Origin of the sequence: Corynebacterium zhongnanshanii (assembly GCF_014490575.1) — a bacterium.
Taxonomy (GTDB): Bacteria; Actinomycetota; Actinomycetes; order Mycobacteriales; family Mycobacteriaceae; genus Corynebacterium; species Corynebacterium zhongnanshanii.
The window spans coordinates 1,524,308-1,542,212 of record NZ_CP061033.1; the positions used below are offsets into that span (position 1 = coordinate 1,524,308).

The 17,905-nt window shown below is 58.3% G+C and carries 12 protein-coding genes and 2 pseudogenes; 5 read left to right on the forward strand and 9 right to left on the reverse strand.

Features of this window, described 5'->3' with window-relative positions:
* Positions 1-62 precede the first annotated feature (62 nt).
* The 3 genes and pseudogenes from IAU67_RS10110 to IAU67_RS06820 form a co-directional block, all read right to left on the reverse strand.
* Positions 63-1,670, reverse strand: a pseudogene (locus tag IAU67_RS10110) (ABC transporter ATP-binding protein); the annotation flags it as partial.
* Complete coding sequence (locus IAU67_RS06815; protein WP_225723473.1) at positions 1,670-2,437, reverse strand: energy-coupling factor transporter transmembrane component T family protein; 768 nt, start codon at positions 2,435-2,437, stop codon at positions 1,670-1,672. The gene IAU67_RS06815 and the pseudogene IAU67_RS10110, both read right to left, overlap by 1 nt.
* Positions 2,434-3,036 carry an MptD family putative ECF transporter S component gene (locus IAU67_RS06820; RefSeq protein ID WP_225723474.1) on the reverse strand — a complete coding sequence of 201 codons (603 nt, stop codon included), beginning with the start codon at positions 3,034-3,036 and terminating at the stop codon, positions 2,434-2,436. The genes IAU67_RS06815 and IAU67_RS06820 overlap by 4 nt, the downstream gene beginning before the upstream one ends.
* 174 nt (positions 3,037-3,210) lie before the next feature.
* Here IAU67_RS06820 and IAU67_RS06825 point away from each other — a divergent pair, with 174 nt between their 5' ends.
* Entirely contained in the window at positions 3,211-3,393 is a 183-nt protein-coding gene (locus tag IAU67_RS06825; RefSeq protein ID WP_151841939.1) for a hypothetical protein, read from the forward strand.
* A gap of 49 nt (positions 3,394-3,442) precedes the next feature.
* Here IAU67_RS06825 and IAU67_RS06830 read toward each other — a convergent pair whose 3' ends face one another.
* Together IAU67_RS06830 and IAU67_RS06835 are read right to left on the reverse strand one after the other, a co-directional pair.
* Positions 3,443-4,012: an RloB family protein gene (locus tag IAU67_RS06830; protein ID WP_187767876.1), complete on the reverse strand. Its 570-nt coding sequence runs from the start codon at positions 4,010-4,012 to the stop codon at positions 3,443-3,445.
* Positions 4,013-4,063: 51 nt separating this feature from the next.
* Positions 4,064-5,380, reverse strand: a complete 1,317-nt coding sequence (locus tag IAU67_RS06835; RefSeq protein ID WP_151841941.1) for an AAA family ATPase — start codon at positions 5,378-5,380, stop codon at positions 4,064-4,066.
* 627 nt (positions 5,381-6,007) lie between these two features.
* Between IAU67_RS06835 and IAU67_RS06840 the strand changes: the two are divergent.
* Positions 6,008-7,148, forward strand: a pseudogene (locus IAU67_RS06840) (IS3 family transposase).
* Positions 7,149-7,179: 31 nt separating this feature from the next.
* Here IAU67_RS06840 and IAU67_RS06845 read toward each other — a convergent pair.
* From IAU67_RS06845 to IAU67_RS06855, 4 genes are all read right to left on the reverse strand, one after another.
* On the reverse strand, positions 7,180-7,881 hold the full coding sequence (locus tag IAU67_RS06845; protein WP_151841942.1) for an AAA family ATPase: 702 nt from the start codon (positions 7,879-7,881) through the stop codon (positions 7,180-7,182).
* Positions 7,882-7,901: 20 nt separating this feature from the next.
* The gene (locus IAU67_RS10045) at positions 7,902-8,036 is read right to left on the reverse strand and encodes a hypothetical protein (protein WP_255441081.1); all 135 of its coding nucleotides are present in this window, start codon (positions 8,034-8,036) and stop codon (positions 7,902-7,904) included.
* Between the two features lies 1 nt (position 8,037).
* Complete coding sequence (locus IAU67_RS06850; RefSeq protein ID WP_151841943.1) at positions 8,038-9,024, reverse strand: macro domain-containing protein; 987 nt, start codon at positions 9,022-9,024, stop codon at positions 8,038-8,040.
* A gap of 188 nt (positions 9,025-9,212) precedes the next feature.
* Positions 9,213-14,189: a DEAD/DEAH box helicase gene (locus tag IAU67_RS06855; RefSeq protein ID WP_151841944.1), complete on the reverse strand. Its 4,977-nt coding sequence runs from the start codon at positions 14,187-14,189 to the stop codon at positions 9,213-9,215.
* A gap of 295 nt (positions 14,190-14,484) precedes the next feature.
* On the opposite strand from IAU67_RS06855, the gene pth (IAU67_RS06860) reads away from it, so the two are divergent.
* The 3 genes from pth (IAU67_RS06860) to IAU67_RS06870 all read left to right on the forward strand — a co-directional run bounded on the left by pth (IAU67_RS06860) (position 14,485) and on the right by IAU67_RS06870 (position 17,790).
* Positions 14,485-15,144: an aminoacyl-tRNA hydrolase gene (pth, locus tag IAU67_RS06860; RefSeq protein ID WP_151841945.1), complete on the forward strand. Its 660-nt coding sequence runs from the start codon at positions 14,485-14,487 to the stop codon at positions 15,142-15,144.
* Between the two features lie 2 nt (positions 15,145-15,146).
* Positions 15,147-16,004, forward strand: coding sequence for an aminoacyl-tRNA hydrolase (gene pth / locus IAU67_RS06865; protein ID WP_425321388.1), 858 nt, complete (start codon positions 15,147-15,149; stop codon positions 16,002-16,004).
* A gap of 133 nt (positions 16,005-16,137) precedes the next feature.
* Entirely contained in the window at positions 16,138-17,790 is a 1,653-nt protein-coding gene (locus IAU67_RS06870; RefSeq protein WP_151841947.1) for a peptide chain release factor 3, read from the forward strand.
* Positions 17,791-17,905: the final 115 nt, after the last annotated feature.

Sequence of the window (17,905 nt, forward strand, 5' to 3'; positions counted from 1 at the left end):
TTGTGTCTGTGGGCTGACAACCCCGGGCTTGGTTGCTTCGCTACTGGTTCGCCGCCAACTGCCTTATTCACCGCGGCCATGTCGACAATCCGGGTGGCCGCTTCCCTGATGAACTCGTGGTCGTGCGTGATGACGATGACCACCGCCCCGGCCTCCGCCAGCGTGCGCAGCAGCGCGGAGATGGATTGCAGGTGCCGCCAGCCCACACCGGAGGTGGGTTCATCGAACACGTACACCTGCGCTTTCTCCGCCTGAGCCGTGGCGATGGCCAGCCGCTGCCGTTGCCCGCCGGACAGCGACTGCGGGTGGCGCGTCGCCACGTGGTCCAGCTCCAACGCGCGCAGGATTGCGGGCACATCGACCTGCTCGCGCGCCTGTGTGTCTAGTCCCAGCGTGACCTCCTCCGTGACTGTCGCCGCGAAGAGTTGGCGTCCGACGTCCTGCATGACCATGCAGGATGTCCGACGCCGCTCCCCCGCCGCCCTACCTCGCCCATCCAGGCGGATCTCGCCGCCGCGCTGGGGTGAGGCGAGGCCGCAGATGAGCCGGGCCAGCGTGGTCTTTCCGGAGCCGTTGGGCCCGATGAGTGCGGTGACCTCGCCGCGGGGAAAGTGCGCGTGGTCGATGGTGATGACTTCGTGCGTGCCGTAGGCAAAGCGCACGTTGTGCAGCTCGAGGCCACGAGCGGTACTCGGGCTGTGAGGCTTTGCGCCCGGCTGCTCCTGCGCAGGAATCTCGGGGTGCGCGTGAGCTGGAGGGCCGGGAGACTCGAGAGGCGCGTGAGCTGGAGGGCCGGGAGGCTCGGGGTGCGCGTGAGCTGGAGGCCCGGGAGACGCAGGGTGCGCTGGTGCTGGGAGCTCGGGGACTGGTTCGCGGTGCAGGCTGCGCAAGCCGAGCTGCTGGCGCTGTGGCTCGTCCAGGGCGAAGAACTCGGCTGCTGTGAATCGGCGCGCAACTTTTCCGTTGTGCAAGTACAGGACATGGTCGGCGATGCCGTGCACAAAGAACAGGCGATGCTCGGCAATCACGATGGTCTTGCCCAATTGTTTCAGGCGCTTGATGACGTTGGCTAGCGTGTCGATGCTGTCTGCGGAGAGGTTGGAGGTGGGTTCGTCGAAGAGGATCAGACCACCGGGTGCTACCAGCGCGCAGGCGCAGGCCACTGTCTGCAACTGGCCGCCGGAGAGGTGTGCCAATCTGCGGCCGCGCAGATGCTCGATGCCGAGCACACGGACGGCTTCCTGGACCCTGCGCTCGATGTGCTCGGGATCCATGCCGAGGTTCTCGAGTCCGAAGGCGAGTTCCGCATCCACGCTCTCGGTGAAGAATTGAGTGCGTGGGTTCTGGAACACGGAGGCGCTGACTTCGATGGCCCGTGAGAGTGGCTGCTGCGACGGCGCGAAGCTCACACTGCCCTGGGTGATGGTGAGTTCCCCGGACAGCTCGCCGGGGTGAAAGTGCGGGATGAGACCGTTCAAGAGCTTCACCAGGGTGGATTTGCCTGAGCCGGAATCCCCCGTGACCAGCAGGCACTGGCCAGATTCCACGCTGAAGGTCAGGTCCTGGACTCCACAGTCGCCGCGGCGCGTGCCGAGTGAATAGGTATAGGTGAGGTCGCGGGCCTCGATGCTGGTCTGGGTCTCGCTGTGTGGGCCGTGCACTTCGGTCATCAGTGCCACACCCCCATGGGCACGCACACCGACAGGAGGATGAGGAGCAGGGCGAGGAGAGAGGCGGCGTCGGATAATTTAAAGGACAAGGGGACGGCGGTGGACGGGTGCGCGGGCCCGCCGAGGCCGCGGATGAGGGCGGAGGAGGCGAGCTCGTCGCCGGCGCGGACCACGGCGGCGAGCAGAGGGATGATGAGCATCGCTGAGGAGTGCGCGGGGCGCGTGACCCAGCGGAGGAGGCCGGGTTGGAGGCCGCGCAGGCACATCGCGTCGCGGATGGCGCGGGCTTCGGTGGCGATGATGGGTAGGACGCGCAGGAAGACGACTGGTGGGATGGTTGCCCAGGCGGGCAGGCGCATGCGGCGCAGGGCGGAGTTCAGGGTGGACGGGGTGAGGGTGAGCAGGGCGAAGGCGCCGATGGACATGCTGATGGTGAAGCGGGCGAACCAGAGGAACATCGCGGCGGTGAAGGCGAAGAGTTGCGATGGTGGTAGGTGGAGCAGGGCCCAATAGCCCAGGTAGAAGAAGAAAAATGTGGCGAGGGCGAGGAGGCCATAGCGGGGTGTGATCGTTGCGAGGGCGAGGGCGCTGAAGGTGATGCAGAGGAGCAGAGTGGGCAGGCGGCCGTAGCTCAGGGCGGTGGCGTTGATGAGGAGGACGGCCAGGAGGGTGGTGCGGGGGTCTAGGTGGGTGCGGGCGGGTGTTGGCGTGGGCTGGTGTGCAGGTGAATGGGTGCGCTGGCGCGTGCCCGCATGGGTGGTCGTCACAGCAGGCCAGCACTTTCGAAGTGCGTGCGGCTGACTTTGACGCCGATGATTCCACCAATGAAGCCGACGACCAGCGCGCCGATCGCGAGAGCACCGATGGTCCATGGTTGGAAGATGTTCGACATGGCGTCTGCGTACTGCTGCCCCATCTGGTCTGCGATGTCTGTGTAGTAGGAGGTGGTGTCCAGGATCAGCGGGATGAAGGGCATGGCGACCCAGGTGCAGAACACGGCGTATGCGAGTGGGAATGCTTTGTTGATGGCGAGGGTGGTCTTGGTGATGATGAGGTCGGCGATGAGGCCGAGGAGGAGGCAGCCCAGGAACGTCCAGACATAGTGGCCGGTGAGCATGAACCCCAGGCCATTGATGCCGCCGACGAGGGCGAGCGCGCCAAACTTTGGTGTGCGTGCGACGTAGAGTGCGAGCACGATGCCGTTGGCGATGGCGCCGATGATCCAGCCCACGAACATGAACTGCGGGCCGGCGAAGCCGACCATGCCCGTGGCGAAGGTGACCACGAAGTAGAGGGCCGAGAAGATGCCGGCGTTGATGAGGTCGCGGGTGGTGAGGCGGGAGTTGGCAGCTTGCTGATGAGACACGTGATTCCTCGATGAGATTGACGGTGACTAATGAACATGAGTTCAGCCTAGCCTAACTCCGAATAGTGTTCGTTGTTAAGTGTGAGGGGTAAGTGGGGGTAGGTCAGGTAGGGTTAAGGCGTAGGTCATGACGCGCCTGAGCCATAGGCGCCTGACGCAGAAGGAAGTGCACTAATGAAGGCTTTTCTAGACCCCAATGCCACGCCGGTAGAGAAGGCAGTTCAGTTCATTGAGTTGAAGTATGTTCACGGACTCAAGCGGACTCCCACGGACGAAGACATTGAAGAAGTGTTGACTGGCCTGAAGGCCAAGACGGAAGAAAACAAGAAGCGCGTGAAGGAAGAGCTCGGACTTTAGTTCGCGGTGCCCCAATCGCAGCTCAGCTGGGCCAAAAAATTAGAATAGCTCAGCGTCCAAGTAGCCCAAAAAGCTCATCTAATAGGTGTGGAACAGCACTAGCTGTCGATTTACCAACCTGGTTAAACTCCATGACCTCAATGTTCTTTCGGGCTTTCTCATGTTCGGCAACTGGGAACTTCGGGTCGATATTCTTCCCCTTTGTCCCCCAAAGAACGCCAAGCCTCTTGAGTTTTTCCAACACTGAACGCCTCGAGATCGCCCTCCCTCGAAGATCTTCGAAGTGTGCGAGAAGCCACGCGTCAAAAGCCTCGTTAGAAACTACGAAGCTGCAAGCAGTTTCCCCAGTCGATGCCTGTCGCGCCTTCTTAAATCCTTGATTAAACTGAGCTTCTGAAGAGTCATCAACATCCACGACATAGAAGACTCGAGCAAACGGAGCGTTCTTATCATTTTGACGCACCCAGTTTGTCGCAGAAACAATCTTTTCCGGTGAAGAATCCGATTCACCGATAATGTGAATTGACCCCATGCGATAATGACGTTTCAACTGCTTGAAATACTCAGTTTCAGTTACATTTTTATTCCCCTGACACACAATAAGCACCGTGGGCTTCATCGAACGAGACGCTTGAGGTCTTCTCCTCCGCGATCTTTTGCTGGCCATCTTCTATCGCCCCTGCGCTATTGATTTCCTGAGCTCGTCGATGACATTCGCCATGGATATAGTCTGTGCAATTGGCACCGCACCGAATGCTCCTTGCAGATATTGCTTCTCCAAATTGTGGTTTTGCCGGGTGGGAAATTCATCGAGCGCGATCAGTTCGGACTCCGAATCTGTCTTTTCGATGATCCACAATTCACTACGCTCCATTGGCTCCTCCGGATGGCGGCCCAACAACGTCGAATCATGGGTACTAAACAGCAACTGTGCGCCATGAGGATTCAGCTCTGCATCAGCAAACAAGCCGATAATTTCGCGGACCAAAAAGGGATGTAGGGAACTATCAAGCTCATCCACGGATAGAATGCCGCCAATAGCAAGGGCAAACAACGCCGGTGTAGCCAGGTCTATCCACGCACGTGTTCCCGCCGACTCCTCCGATTCAGGAAGCTCGAAACTACCCTGACGGCCCGAATGGTGAAATACAAAGTACTTAAATAGCTCCTCAACGTCATCAGGATCAAGGCGCTCCACCAGTGCCACCTGTTCAGGTTCCACCCCAAAGTCCACAACGAACTTCGCCACAGCATCCGGCGCCTGCTCGTGAATGCTAAGCTGCTGGACACCCACGTCAGCTGCACGAATGGTCTGGCTTAGAGTTTTCAGCAGTGATGGAAATTTTTGCGAAAGCTCAATGGTCCACTGGTGCCTATGGGCCTGATCCATGTCATTGCTCTCAATAAGCGGAAGGACCTTTGCCCACCACTCCAGCGCACCCGAGAGCTGCCCCTTATCTTTGATAGTTGTCCACGCACTGAGAACTAGGGCGGTGGGGCGCATGAAAGCACGGATATTCTCTTTCGACGCACTCGGAATCTTCATGCTCTGACCAAACTCAACGTCGCTACCGTTCCTACGGAAAGCCTTTGACCAGCGAGAGCTGACCACGGCATCAAGTTCCTCTCGGAGAATGCCCGTGGCGTCCAATTCTAAGAACCACAGATAGCGAATGCCATCTTGGACGAACTCAACGTGAAAAGACGCCGGTGCTCCCATGTGTTGCTTGTGCGGATCATAGAGCGCCTTGAGAGTCTCGGGATTACTTAATGAATGCTGGACTGCACGCTTCAAGAGGTGAAGTGGTTTCAAAGCATTGGACTTGCCTGCTGCGTTGGGCCCCAGCAGTGCTGCTCGTCGTAGCGTCTGAGATTGCCATGACTCACCCTTGCTAGGACGAAGCGTCTTGAACTCACGCCTTTGCATGTCCAGGACGAATTCTTCTCCGAATGAGCGGTAGTTCTCCACCGCAAGTGAAAGCAACATAGGCCAATACTAGACAGGTAACGTTCGATTCTGCACATTTTGTGCAGAATTACCCCCGAGAGGCTCAACCTGGAGCGTCGAATGCCCGCAGCTTTGGAGTAGTGCGTGATCCGCAGGACACGGGTACCCAAGCCCAGACTGTCGCGCAGCATCTCCAGGGAATCTAGGCGGCTAAGGCTTTGATAGACGTCGTTACCTAACGAGACGATCACGGGATCATGCGCGCCCAACTGACTGACTTCATCAGCTAGACCGCGAATCTGCATGAGGCGGAACACCCCATCATTGAGCATCTTCTTGATTGGGGCTGACTTAGAGTTCCTCACTGCGGTGAGTTGGTCATCCACGAACTTCACTAGGTCTGTAAGGTATCCGCCCCACAGTGGAGTGCCACAGCAGGCATCGCGCAGTCTCTGATCCGAAGTTGACGATGTCTCCTCATGGAATGCATGAAAAGGCGCATCCGCTGTTGCTGATTGTGTGTGTTCATCGCGTTCCGCAAAGTTCAATGCCACCAACACTACATTCGGATTGAGCTTCCACCCCAACGCATCGAGATCCGATTGTGAGGTTAGCCTCGAGTAGTGGACACCCGATTAGTACGGATTTTTGTGTCCGTAGGAGAGGATGTTCATTGTGAGTAAGCAGCAGAGGAAGAAGTACACTCCGGGATACCGGAGAAAGGCAGCTCGACTTGTCATCGAGTCTGAAAGGCCGATAGCCCGTGTTGCTGAAGAACTCGGTGTTCCGGCCGGATTGCTTGGTAGGTGGGTCAAAGTCGAGCGAGAACACATAGGCTCGGATTTTTATCGAAAGCCACCACCTTCTTCGCTGCGAAGCAACGCGAGCAGAAAAGTTCGAACTAATGTGGCAGGAGAAGGCGACCTACAGCATCAAGCCAATGGCACGCCTTTTGGGTGTATCCCGATCTGGGTACTACAAGTGGGCTACAGTGCAAGCAGCCAAACGTGCAGGTAAAAATCGGCGTGCCAGCTTCCTCACCGACCTTGACCAGCAGATCTAGTCCATCTGGAAAGATTCCGATGAAGTTTATGGGTCCCCACGAATCACTGCTGAGCTGCATGATCGTGGTGTGACGGTGAACCGTAAGACCGTGGCAAAGCGTATGCGTGCGATGGGGATTGAAGAGATTTCACCGAGGGCCTTTGTTCCGGTTACAACCATTCAGTCAGCTCGTAAATCTTCGTTGCCTGACCTGGTAAAACATGAGTTTGATCCAGGGGAGCTCAATCGGGTGTGGAATTCGGATATCACCTATCTTCGCCCCCCATGAGGGTTGGTTGTAATTATGTGTTCTTCGTGATGGCCATTCCCGCAGGGTCATCGGCTGGGCAATGGATTGTGTTCAAGATACTCATCTGGCCGAACGTGCCCTGCGTATGGCTTATACGCTGCGTGGAGAGGTGCCTGACGGATTGGTGTTCTATGCTGATCGTGGCACTTAAGTTCACCAGTGATCAGCTGTGGAAAGTGTGTCAGGAGTTCGGGATTGCCCTGTCGGTAGGCCGTACTGGGGTGTGTTTCGATAACGCGATGGCAGAGTCATTCTGGTCGACCCTAAAAACTTCAGTTCTATGACCAGAGAAAATGGGCCAGCCACGACGAAGCTCGTAAGGCTGTGACCCGATGGATCGAGGTGGTCTACAACCACAATAGACGGCACTCCAAGATCGGGATGATTAGCCCCGTAGAATTCGAAAGCCGGATCACCAACGAAAAGCAGCAGCTTAACCAACAAGCCGCTTAACAACGTGTCCACAATTTGCGGGCAACCCCAGTTAGTCGAAATCAACCTGAAGATTCTTGACAGATTCATCGAAGTGCACGTTGAGGGCGTCGCGACGTTCCTGGGTCAGACTATGGCCGCAGGACAGGCACTCATCTAGTTCTTCGTGAAGACGCATGCCCTCCTGCACCCATCTGGAGCGTTCAGTGCTTCCCATCAGCTGTTCGATCATCCGGTTAGTTACGACGCTTTCCGCGAGCAGCCGCCGTGCTTCGGGGAGAATATTCTCGACCAGCATCGATGGGCTGCATTGCCTCGCTGAGGGCACGCTTACGGTCCAAAACAGGTTCCTCTGAAGCGTCTTGCAGAACTGTCGAATCCGTTTCATGCTTCTCCAGGCGAGGCAATAGTTAGTTCGGTTATAGCCACGTAAAGGCATACCTGGAGCACCCTGGAGTTGCTTGAGCATGTCTGTCGCGAGATCCCTACCAAGACGATTGATATTTTCCTTCGCTACATCACGAGCCACTTCAGCCTTACTGAGCTTTTCTCGTACTCCACCGAGTTGAGACTCCAGTTCCGCAATCTTCTCCTCAGCATCGGCTAGCTTCTTGCCGACAGTCAGGAGCGCTTCGGACTTCAGACCATCAGCTTCCTCAAATCGGAGGCTCTGGCGGATTAAGTCCTTGTTGAAAACCTTGACGCGTGCCCAGAAGTCAGCATCTTCCAAACTGATCGACGAGCTTCCGGACATGGTTGTACCGGAGGTATCACTTACCTCGAGTTGCAGGCTTGGCCCAAGTCGCCATCGACTTCCTCGCAGACCCAACCCTTCGCGAGCAGGCCCATGCTGAGTTTGCGCGCGATGGACGGGTTACGGTGGAGGAGCTGCTTGAGCGGGCGGCTCACTTCAGTTCCTGAGGTGAGGGGGAATTGGCGGGGCGGGAAACAAGATGTCGCCCCCGATCTTGACTTTTCCATCTTCCTCGAAATATTCGGCGTGTGCGATCGGCACACGTTTTAACCCGGTGACTACAGCCAACAGCCCTTCAAACCAGACCACATATTCTCGGTCATCGAACTTTTTGGCGAGTAGTGGCAAATCTTGAAGGATGATATCTGCAGCTTCATCAGGAGTTGTTGCCGTGGTCACGTATCCATTCCCTACTCGAGCGCCAGCAACAGTGTTGTATCTCAGCGCAGGGGCTTCCCAGTCGGGAACAAATTCGTTTTCGCTGGAGTACCTAGGTTTAAAGTGCTCTCGAGGTTTAAAATACTCTTGAGACGTAATCAACAATTGCCAATTAAGACCAGTAGGTCTCATCCCCGGGTAAATGCGTACTCCTTCAAATCCCCGTTGATGGAGAACAGCGACACCTTGTAGTAAACGAAGCCACGTTAACCGACCAAGCTGGCGTTCCAGTTTCGAGTGGTTAAACTGATCCTGCGTGACGATCCTTATTTCTTTGACGTTGCTAGCGTTGGTGGACAGCACTTCTACTGCCACATTAAGCGCATCTTCCACCGGCCAGCCGTAAAGTCCGGGGCCAATCAAAGGAAAAGCGATGGACTCGACCCCGAGCTTATCTGCAAGAGCTAAACAACCCCGATAAACAGATTCAAGCAAAGTGCGGTCTGTTTGCCCAGCCTGATAGCTTGGCACTGAAGTATGTATCACGAAGCGGGCTGGAAGATTGTAACCTGAAGTCCAGCCAGCATTTCCAGAATCTTTCCCGTCAGGAAAGTGAATTTTGCACTCTTCGAGCGAACCAGGGCCTGCAACTTGATAAGTGGCCCCCACTCCGCCGTCATAGTGCATCCGATGATCCGATGCATTCACGATTGCATCTACATCTTGGGTGGTGATGTCCCCTAGAATCGCCTTCAGAACTGTCATGTAGCAATTATCCCACATTGTGACGACTCAGAAGTGCTGGTCGTCTTGACAGTACTACACCATCCATGGCGCGCCGCAGGAGTCGGAGGAGGTCCGGCAGTAAACAGCGGCGAGCTCTGCGGATGTTCAAGGCCGCAGGGCTCCATCCCGCCTAAGAATATGAACTGCCTTCGAGCCCATAGGCACTGCTACTCCACGCCGTCCTCCAACCCACCCACAATCGCCACGGTCTCCACCGCCACGCGCACGACCTTGCCCACCAGGTCCACGATGTAGCGCGGGTTGCCCACCTCATCGGCCCAGTCGTTCGGGTCGTTGACAATCCCGGAGGCCTTATCGGTCTTGACCTGGTAACGGTCAATCAGCCACGCCACCGCCGAGCGCGCGCCAAGCATGTACCGGTCCGCCTCCTCCGGAATATCACTGATGGTCACCCGCTTGTTGTACTTCAACGCAGTCACATCATTGACAGACTTGCCGGTGGCAGGATCTTTCTTCTTCGCCCACGCCATCTTGGTCACGCGCCAGGTCTCCCGGTCGTCCTCATCACCGCGCACATCCACTGTCAACGGCCATGGCTCAGCATCTTCATATCCCACATGCAGGGCCATGAACTTGGCGCCCGCAGACGCGAACTTGTCGAACTCCTCACGCGTAGCCGGGGTCTCAATGTGCGGCAGCATCTTCTTCAAATCCGCCGCATACGTCTCCCGGTAAGCCGGCTCATGCAGCTTGCCGTAGACGTAATGAAAGATGTCATCGCCAGTAATATCGACGCCGAGCGCTTCCCGGTACAGCCCCTTAATCTCCTGAGTGATGTTGTCCACGCGCACGTAGCCGTCCACCACCTCACCAATCTCACCATAGGCACTGGCCTCACCTGCACCTAGCGTGCCGATGCCCTGCCCAAACAACGCACCATCATCCCCACCCTCGGCAGGAGCCCAGGTGAACCGCGGAAAGAACTGGCCACCAGATCCGGCACCTGTAACGTGGAGATTCGGCAGCAAGTCCGTTGCGATAACGGAGAACGGTACGGCAGACCCCATTCCCACCTGATAGAACCCGATGTTGGAGTGCCGCGGAGTCGGGAACATCGACGGCAGCTGGTAACGCTCGTGGTTGAGCAGCTTGTCAAAGTAGACATATTGTGAGGTGAATGGGCGATAGAGGCTGGGAACAATCCGCGTGGAAACAAATTCAAATGGTTCGTTCTTATAAGCCGAATTGCGTAGCGAACGGCTCCACTTAACCTTGGCTGTATCAGCGAAATGTGGGTTTTCCTTGAGGAAATCGTTGACTATTGCCTCACCCTTGGTTCCGCTGTGTGGCCGCTCAACATCCTGGAATGCATTACGGGCGAGGTTGTAGTTTTCGCCTAGTAGTGTCACGTGTTCTTCAACGACGGATGGAGAATAAGAATAGACCCAGCTATCCCGACCGGTCTCTAGTCCACGAGCAAATTCAGAGAAGAATGTAGTGGAGTCGCCCTTCTTCTCCCCGATGACGGGCCAGGTGGCGAAGTCAGCGGTGCGTTGGTTTAGCCAATCACCCTGCTCATTCGGGGTAATGGTCTGCCAGTCGATGGAGTCAATGGTGGAGTTGTCCACGATGCTGAGCTTTTCCTCGGCGCTTAGATAGTCACCGATGTCGCGGTAGTGCAGCTCAAACCCGGTCTTAGCAGGGTCCTTAATGCCGATGGTTACCGTAACGTTAGTACGAGTTCCAGCTCCGAAAACGTTGCCGGCCTCCTTCTGACGTTGCGTACCTGCGGTGCGAGCGTTTCCGCGGAGATTGAACACATAGACATCGGTGAAGTCTTCTGCCATGGACAGGCGCACACCATCACCGGTGTTAGCATCAATCCACCCGCCGTTGGATACAAAGGCCACGATTCCTTGGGTTTGGATGCGGTCAGTAGCCCAGCGGAACGCACGCAGGTAGGAATCGTAGAGGGAGTTCTTGTTCGTCGCGGTGGACTTCGCCGCATACGTCTGCGCAATGCGCCCATCCAGGGTGGGGTACTTCATATTCGCGTTCAGATCATTGGCACTGGACTGGCCCGCGGAATATGGTGGGTTGCCGATGATGACGTTGATGGGGGCGGCTTTTTGGCGCTTGATGCGCTCATTATTGTTCTTAAACACCGTCAGATCCAGAATGTCACCGTCTTCATGAATCTGGAACGTATCCGCCAAGGCAATGCCACCAAAGGGTACATATTCTGGTTCGGGCTCACCGTTGCGCTGGGCTTCCTCCACCCGCAACGCGTTATAGGTAGTCTCAATATTAACGGCAGAGACGTAGTACGCCAGCAGCATAATCTCGGTGGCGAATAACTCCCCGGCATACTTACGTGCAATGTCCTCCGGCCGAATCAACCCCGACTGCAACAAACGCACCATGAACGTTGATGTCCCGGCAAAGGGGTCGAGGATGCACACGCCCTCATCGGTCAAGCCTTTGCCAAAGTGCTTGAGGGATAGGTCGTTGGCGGCGCGCAGGATGAAGTCGACGATTTCGACAGGGGTGTAGACAATGCCGAGGGCATCGGCCTGCTTCTTAAACGCCTTCTGGAAAAACCGCTCATACAGGTCCTTAATCACCTGCTGCTTACCCGCAGCACTCGTCACCGCCTGGGCGCGTTTGCGTACCGTGGCATAAAACTCCTCCAACGGCTCGGTCTCAGACTCCAAGTTCGCATCCGCCAGGGCATCAGCCATGCGTTGCATCACCTGAGCCACCGGGTTATGCGTGGCAAAGTCATTATCACTAAACAGCGCGTTGAACACCGGTGCAGTAATCAAATGCTGGGAGAGCATGCTGATGGCTTCATCATCAGTAATCGAATCATTCAAATTACCCCGAAGCCCCTTCACAAACGCATCAAACTCACGACGAAGCTTCGGGGAAGCGTTCTCCACCAGGGCGGTAATGCGGGTGATTTGGGCCTGGGCGATGGAGGCGACATCATCAGCCCAATCCTCCCAGTACGTGCGGGTGCCGACCTTGTCCACCAGCTTGGTGTAGATAGCCTCCTGCCACTTCTCCAACGAGAACAGGGCGATCTGCTCGGCCAAGTCCTGACGATTACCTGGTTCACTATCCGGAGTCTGGTCTAACCGGTCTAGCTGCTTACGCGGGTCGGTGATGTGGTCAACCTCAATGGCGAGAGTGTCCCGATTATTATCATTCAGCGCAAGAGCATTCACCGTGGCGTTAAAACGGTCATCATGGGCGCGCAGGGCGTTGAGGATCTGCCAGACCACTTTAAACCGTGCATTATCTTGCAGTGCTTCTGAGGGGGAGACGTTCGGCGGCACAGCCACCGGCAAAATAATGTAACCGTAGTCCTTGCCTTCAGACTTGCGCATCACACGCCCCACAGACTGGACCACATCGACCATGGAATTACGGGGGTTGAAGAAGATGACTGCATCTAGTGCTGGGACGTCTACGCCTTCGGATAGGCAGCGGGCGTTGGTCAGGATGCGGGTTTGTTCACCGGTGATGTCGGATTCGAGCCAGGAGATTTTTCCATTGCGCTCCATGGCGTTCATCCCACCGTCAACATGCTGACAGGACGTCTCCAAGTCAACATTGAGCAAGCTGACGTCGGTCAGAGCCGCCGCCTTCTGCAGAGAATGCTGATAAGCACTGATCAACGCTGGATAACGGTTGGCGATCTCCTTCGAGGTCTTGATGTCCTTGGCAAAGGCCACACTGCGTCGCATCGGTAGCGCGTCTACCTCAAACCCAGATTTGGTGCCTTGTTCTTTGCCTGAACGCTTGGCCAGGCCATTCCATGCCCCAATCATGGCTGAGGCCAGTGAGAGGTTGAGGCTGTGGTCTTTCATCTCTGCCATGGCCCCGGCGGTGACGTCCTCATCCACCGTCATCACCAACACCTTGTAATCAGTCAGCAGACCAGACTCCACGGCCTCGCCAAAGCCCAGGCGGTGGAACTCAGGACCATAGATGGCTTCATCATCCATCGACGCAATCTCCGCCGAATGCTGCTCCGCCTTCGACTTCACCGTCTCGTCGTACAACCGTGGCGTCGCAGTCATATACAGTCGCCGCGCCGCCCGGATGTAGTCAGCGTCGTGAACACGCACAAAGTTCGACGCATCCCCACCATCTAGGGTCACACCCGTGGTGCGGTGCGCCTCATCACAAATCACCACATCAAACTCATCCAGGCCAGCAGCTTGGGCGTCATGGACCGCGGGCAGGGACTGGTAGGTGGAAAACACCACATGCAGCCCCTTAAAGCGCTTCCCGCCCTGGTTCATGCGCTCGGCAATATCAGCACCTGTGGTGGACACCGGGACTTCCAGGTCATAGGAGGCAATATCCTCGGCCTTCTTGCCTACCTTCGTATCCGAACACACCGCATAGGCACGAAGGTCCACCTGGGTCTGGGCAGTCCACTCCTTGAGTGTTTGGGATAGCAACGCGATAGACGGCACGAGGAACAGCACACGGGCACGGCCCTGATTCGACTGCGCGATCTTCTCCGCCAACCGCAGCGCGGTGAAGGTCTTGCCCGTACCACAGGCCATAATCAGCTTGCCGCGGTCATGGGTCTCAAAACCTTTCATTGCGGCATCAATCGCGGCCTGCTGATGCGGGCGAGGGCTAAATGTTTCCCGCTTCGAGAGATTGATCTGGATCTCGGAGCCGGGGAAGGCCACATCCCAGTTAATGGGAGACTCCGCAATAGAAGCCAGCCCAATGCGATTGGTAGGAATGATCTGATCAGCCAGTGCGGCTTCAGCGTTGGCCGACCAGCGATCCGTTGTGGAAATCACCAGACGGTGCGCGAAATGCTGGGTGCCTTCCTCGGTATCGAAGGAGTGGCCGGAGGCTTCGAAGAAGGAATCCAGGTGGGACTTCTGGATAGAGGTGGTCGGTTGGTAGAACTTGCACTGGATCGCCGTCCAGGACTGGTCCTCGGCGCGGCGGGCTACCAGATCAATGCCGGTATCCGCGCGGCCGCCGTTATACGGCCAATCCGTCCACCGGAACACCTGGTCATACTCAGACGCGAGCGTGGGGTCCGTTCTGAAGTAATTGACCATCAACTTCTCAAAGGCAATACCGTACTTGCCTTGGGGCTGGTTGTCACGGAGCTGGTCAAGGACCTCAGAGAACTTAGACATAAGAAGTATTCTGCACTATCCGTATGCCGCTGGGAACGATTTGGGAACCACAATGCACACATACGTTGTCGGCCGGGACCGAAGTATCCCCTTTGAGGGGTGATGGTGTTCTAGATAGGGACAGGGGCTTCCTGAATCGAGGGCAAACTGCTGTGATTTGGCGGAAATCACTACACTTTGCCCTCGATCCGGGAAAGGGTTTGCGCGGGTTGCGCTGAGAAGAGCTGCGAGCTGTGGGGTGCACACCCTGGGGTTGTGCAGGCGCTGCACCCCTTCCCCAGTAGGATCGTGTGACATGAGCCCTGCAGCACAGCAGAAAAAGAATCCCCGCCAAGGGAAGGCTGGGAGCACAGCGAACCAAGGGAAGTCGGCCGGCCAAGCGAGCTCGGGAAATGAGTCCAGCTCCTCGGGCCCATGGCTGGTGATTGGCCTCGGGAACCCCGGCGACAAGTATGCGGGCACGCGCCACAACATTGGCCGGATGGCTCTGGACGAGATCGCAGATCGCCAGATCCCTGCAGCGAACTTCTCCACTAACAAGCGCGCCAACGCGGACGTCGCGCAGATCACCCAGCCTCCCCTGCCCACCCTGATCCTGGCGCGACCTCGCACCTTCATGAACTTGAGCGGCGGCCCCACGAAGGCTCTGGCCAACTTCTACAAGGTTCCTGCCGAGCGCATCATCGTGGTTCACGACGAGCTGGAACTGGACTCCGGCCACGTCACCCTGCGCCAGGGCGGTGGCGATAAGGGACACAATGGCCTGAAAGACATCTCCAAGGCCTTGGGTACCAAGGACTATTGGCGCGTGAGCTGCGGCATCGGACGCCCTCCGGGCCGCATGGATCCCGCAGCCTACGTGCTCAAACCGTTTCCTCGCGGTGATGCTGCGGATGTGGCCATCATGTGCGCGGACGCCGCCGATCATATTGAACGCCTGATTCGTGGCCTCTAAGGTTGAGACTCGTGAGTTTTTTCTCTTCTCTTTTCCGCCGCCTCCGCCCATCCACTGACTCTTCTGCTGAGGCATTAAGCAGTGGTGCGACCAGCGGTGCAGCCGGCACTGACCGCGCTGCTGCTCCGAAGCACCCCAGCCAGCTGACACTGGAACAGCTGAAGGACCTCAAGCCTGAGTGGGTCATCATCGGCCTGGGCAACCCCGGCTCCAAGTACGCCGGCACCCGCCACAATATCGGCTACTGGCCGGTCGACGAGCTGCTGCAGGAGCACGGCGCGCAGTGGATTCCGCTGCACGGCGTGCCCGCCCAGGTGGCGCCGGTGACGATGGCCTCCGGAAAAGCCAGCTCGAGGTTCAGCGAGACGCCCGGCGCGAAATCTGGCAACGCAGACGAGAAGAGCACTGAAAGAGCTGGCGAGAAGCCCGCTACCTCTGTGTTGCTGGTCCGCTCCACCACCTACATGAACGACTCTGGCAAGGCCGTGGGCCCCATTGCCAAGACACTGGATCTGCCCTCGGAACGGGTGATCGTCCTACACGACGAGCTGGACATCGCCGCTGGTCAGGTGCGCATCAAGGCCAAGGGCGGCGAGGGCGGACACAATGGTCTGCGCTCCATGACGGAGCACCTGGGTACTCAGCTCTACGTCCGCGTGCGCATCGGCATTGGCCGCCCACCGAAGGGCACCCCGGTGATTGACTATGTGCTGACCGCATTCGAGCCACGGGACACCGACCCCGAGCACGGCTGGATGGACACGGCCCTGACGGATGCGGCGGATGCCGCGCGCCTGATCGTGGCGCATGGCCCGGACATCGCGCGCAACGATATTCACACGCGACACAAGAACTCGTAGGCAGGCTCACGGCAGGAGCACGCGTGTAGGTTCGCTCCGAGGGACACTACACGCACGCGTGCCACACGCTGCGGCAAGAACGCGTAAAGCACCGCACGTGAAACCCCTCATGGCCTGTTAAGATAGCGGGGTTATGAATTCCCCCGCTGTTGCATCCGAGGCCAATCGCCGCCGCACCTTCGCTGTCATCGCCCACCCAGACGCCGGTAAGTCCACCCTCACCGAGGCGTTAGCTCTGCACGCCCACGTCATCAACGAGGCCGGCGCCGTGCACGGCAAGGGAAACCGCAAGTCCACGGTGTCCGACTGGATGGAGATGGAAAAGGACCGCGGTATTTCCATCGCGTCCTCGGCCCTCCAGTTCGAGTACGCCCCGGAGGGGCACACGGGCGAGCCGTACATGATCAACCTGGTGGATACCCCTGGTCACGCGGACTTTTCCGAGGACACGTACCGCGTGCTCTCCGCGGTGGATGCCGCCGTGATGCTCATCGACGGCGCGAAGGGCCTGGAGCCACAAACGCTCAAGCTCTTCCGCGTGTGCAAAGCCCGCGGCCTTCCCATCGTGACCGTGGTGAACAAATGGGACCGCGTGGGCCGCACCCCACTGGAGCTGGTGGATGAGATCGTCAACGAGATCCAGCTGCAGCCCACTCCCCTGTTCTGGCCCGTCGGCGAGGCCGGGGACTTCCGCGGCCTGGCCCGCATCAACGACGATGGCGAAGCCGAAGAATACATCCACTTCCTGCGCACCGCGGGCGGCTCCACCATCGCGCCCGAGGAGCACTACACCCCAGAGCAGGCAGAAGAGAAGGAAGAAGAGGCCTGGACCACCGCCGCCGAAGAGGTGGAGCTCCTGGCGATGGACGGGGCGCTGCACGACCAGGAGCTGTTCCTGAACTGCACCACCTCCCCCATGATCTTCGCCTCAGCGATGCTGAACTTCGGCGTGCACCAGATCCTGGACACCCTGTGCGCGCTGGCTCCGAAGCCCTCCGGCCGCGACTCGGACCCGGCCGTCGTAGAGGCCGCAGCCGGTGGCAACACCGCGGCCGTGGACGAGCACCGCGAACCGAGTGATGAGTTCTCCGGCGTGGTGTTCAAGGTGCAGGCCGGCATGGACCGCAACCACCGCGACTCTCTGGCATTCATGCGCGTGGTCTCCGGCACCTTCGAGCGCGGCATGCAGGTCACCCACGCCCAGTCCGGTCGCTCCTTCTCCACGAAGTACGCCCTGACCGTGTTCGGCCGCACGCGCTCCACCGTGGACGCGGCCTACCCGGGCGACATCGTGGGACTGGTGAACGCGGGCTCCCTGGCTCCGGGCGACACCATCTACGCGGGCAAGAAGGTCCAGTTCCCACCGATGCCTCAGTTCGCCCCCGAGCACTTCCGCACCCTGCGCGCCAAGTCCCTGGGCAAGTACAAGCAGTTCCGCAAGGCCCTGGACCAGTTGGCCAGCGAGGGCGTGGTCCAGATCCTGCGCAATGACGCCCGTGGCGACGCCGCCCCCGTCATGGCCGCCGTGGGCCCCATGCAGTTCGAGGTGATGATGGCTCGCATGGATGTGGAATACAACGTGGAGACCGTGGCTGAGCCGGTTCCGTACTCGGTGGCTCGCCGCACCACCCCGGAGACCGCCCCGGAGCTGGCCAAGCAACGCGGTGTGGAGATCTTCACGCGCACCGACGGCGAGCTGATCGCGCTGTTCGGCGATAAGTGGAAGCTGGCGTTCATTGAAAAGGAGCACCCGGAGTTCGAGCTGTTCACGCTAGTCGCGGACTAATGCGCGGTGCACTAGCACGCTGCACACTAGCACCGCGCAGCGCGGGTACGCCTGCGTGGGCTCCTCAGCCCGCGAGCACCCACGCACACGCACCCAGGGCCGGCCTCACCGCCGG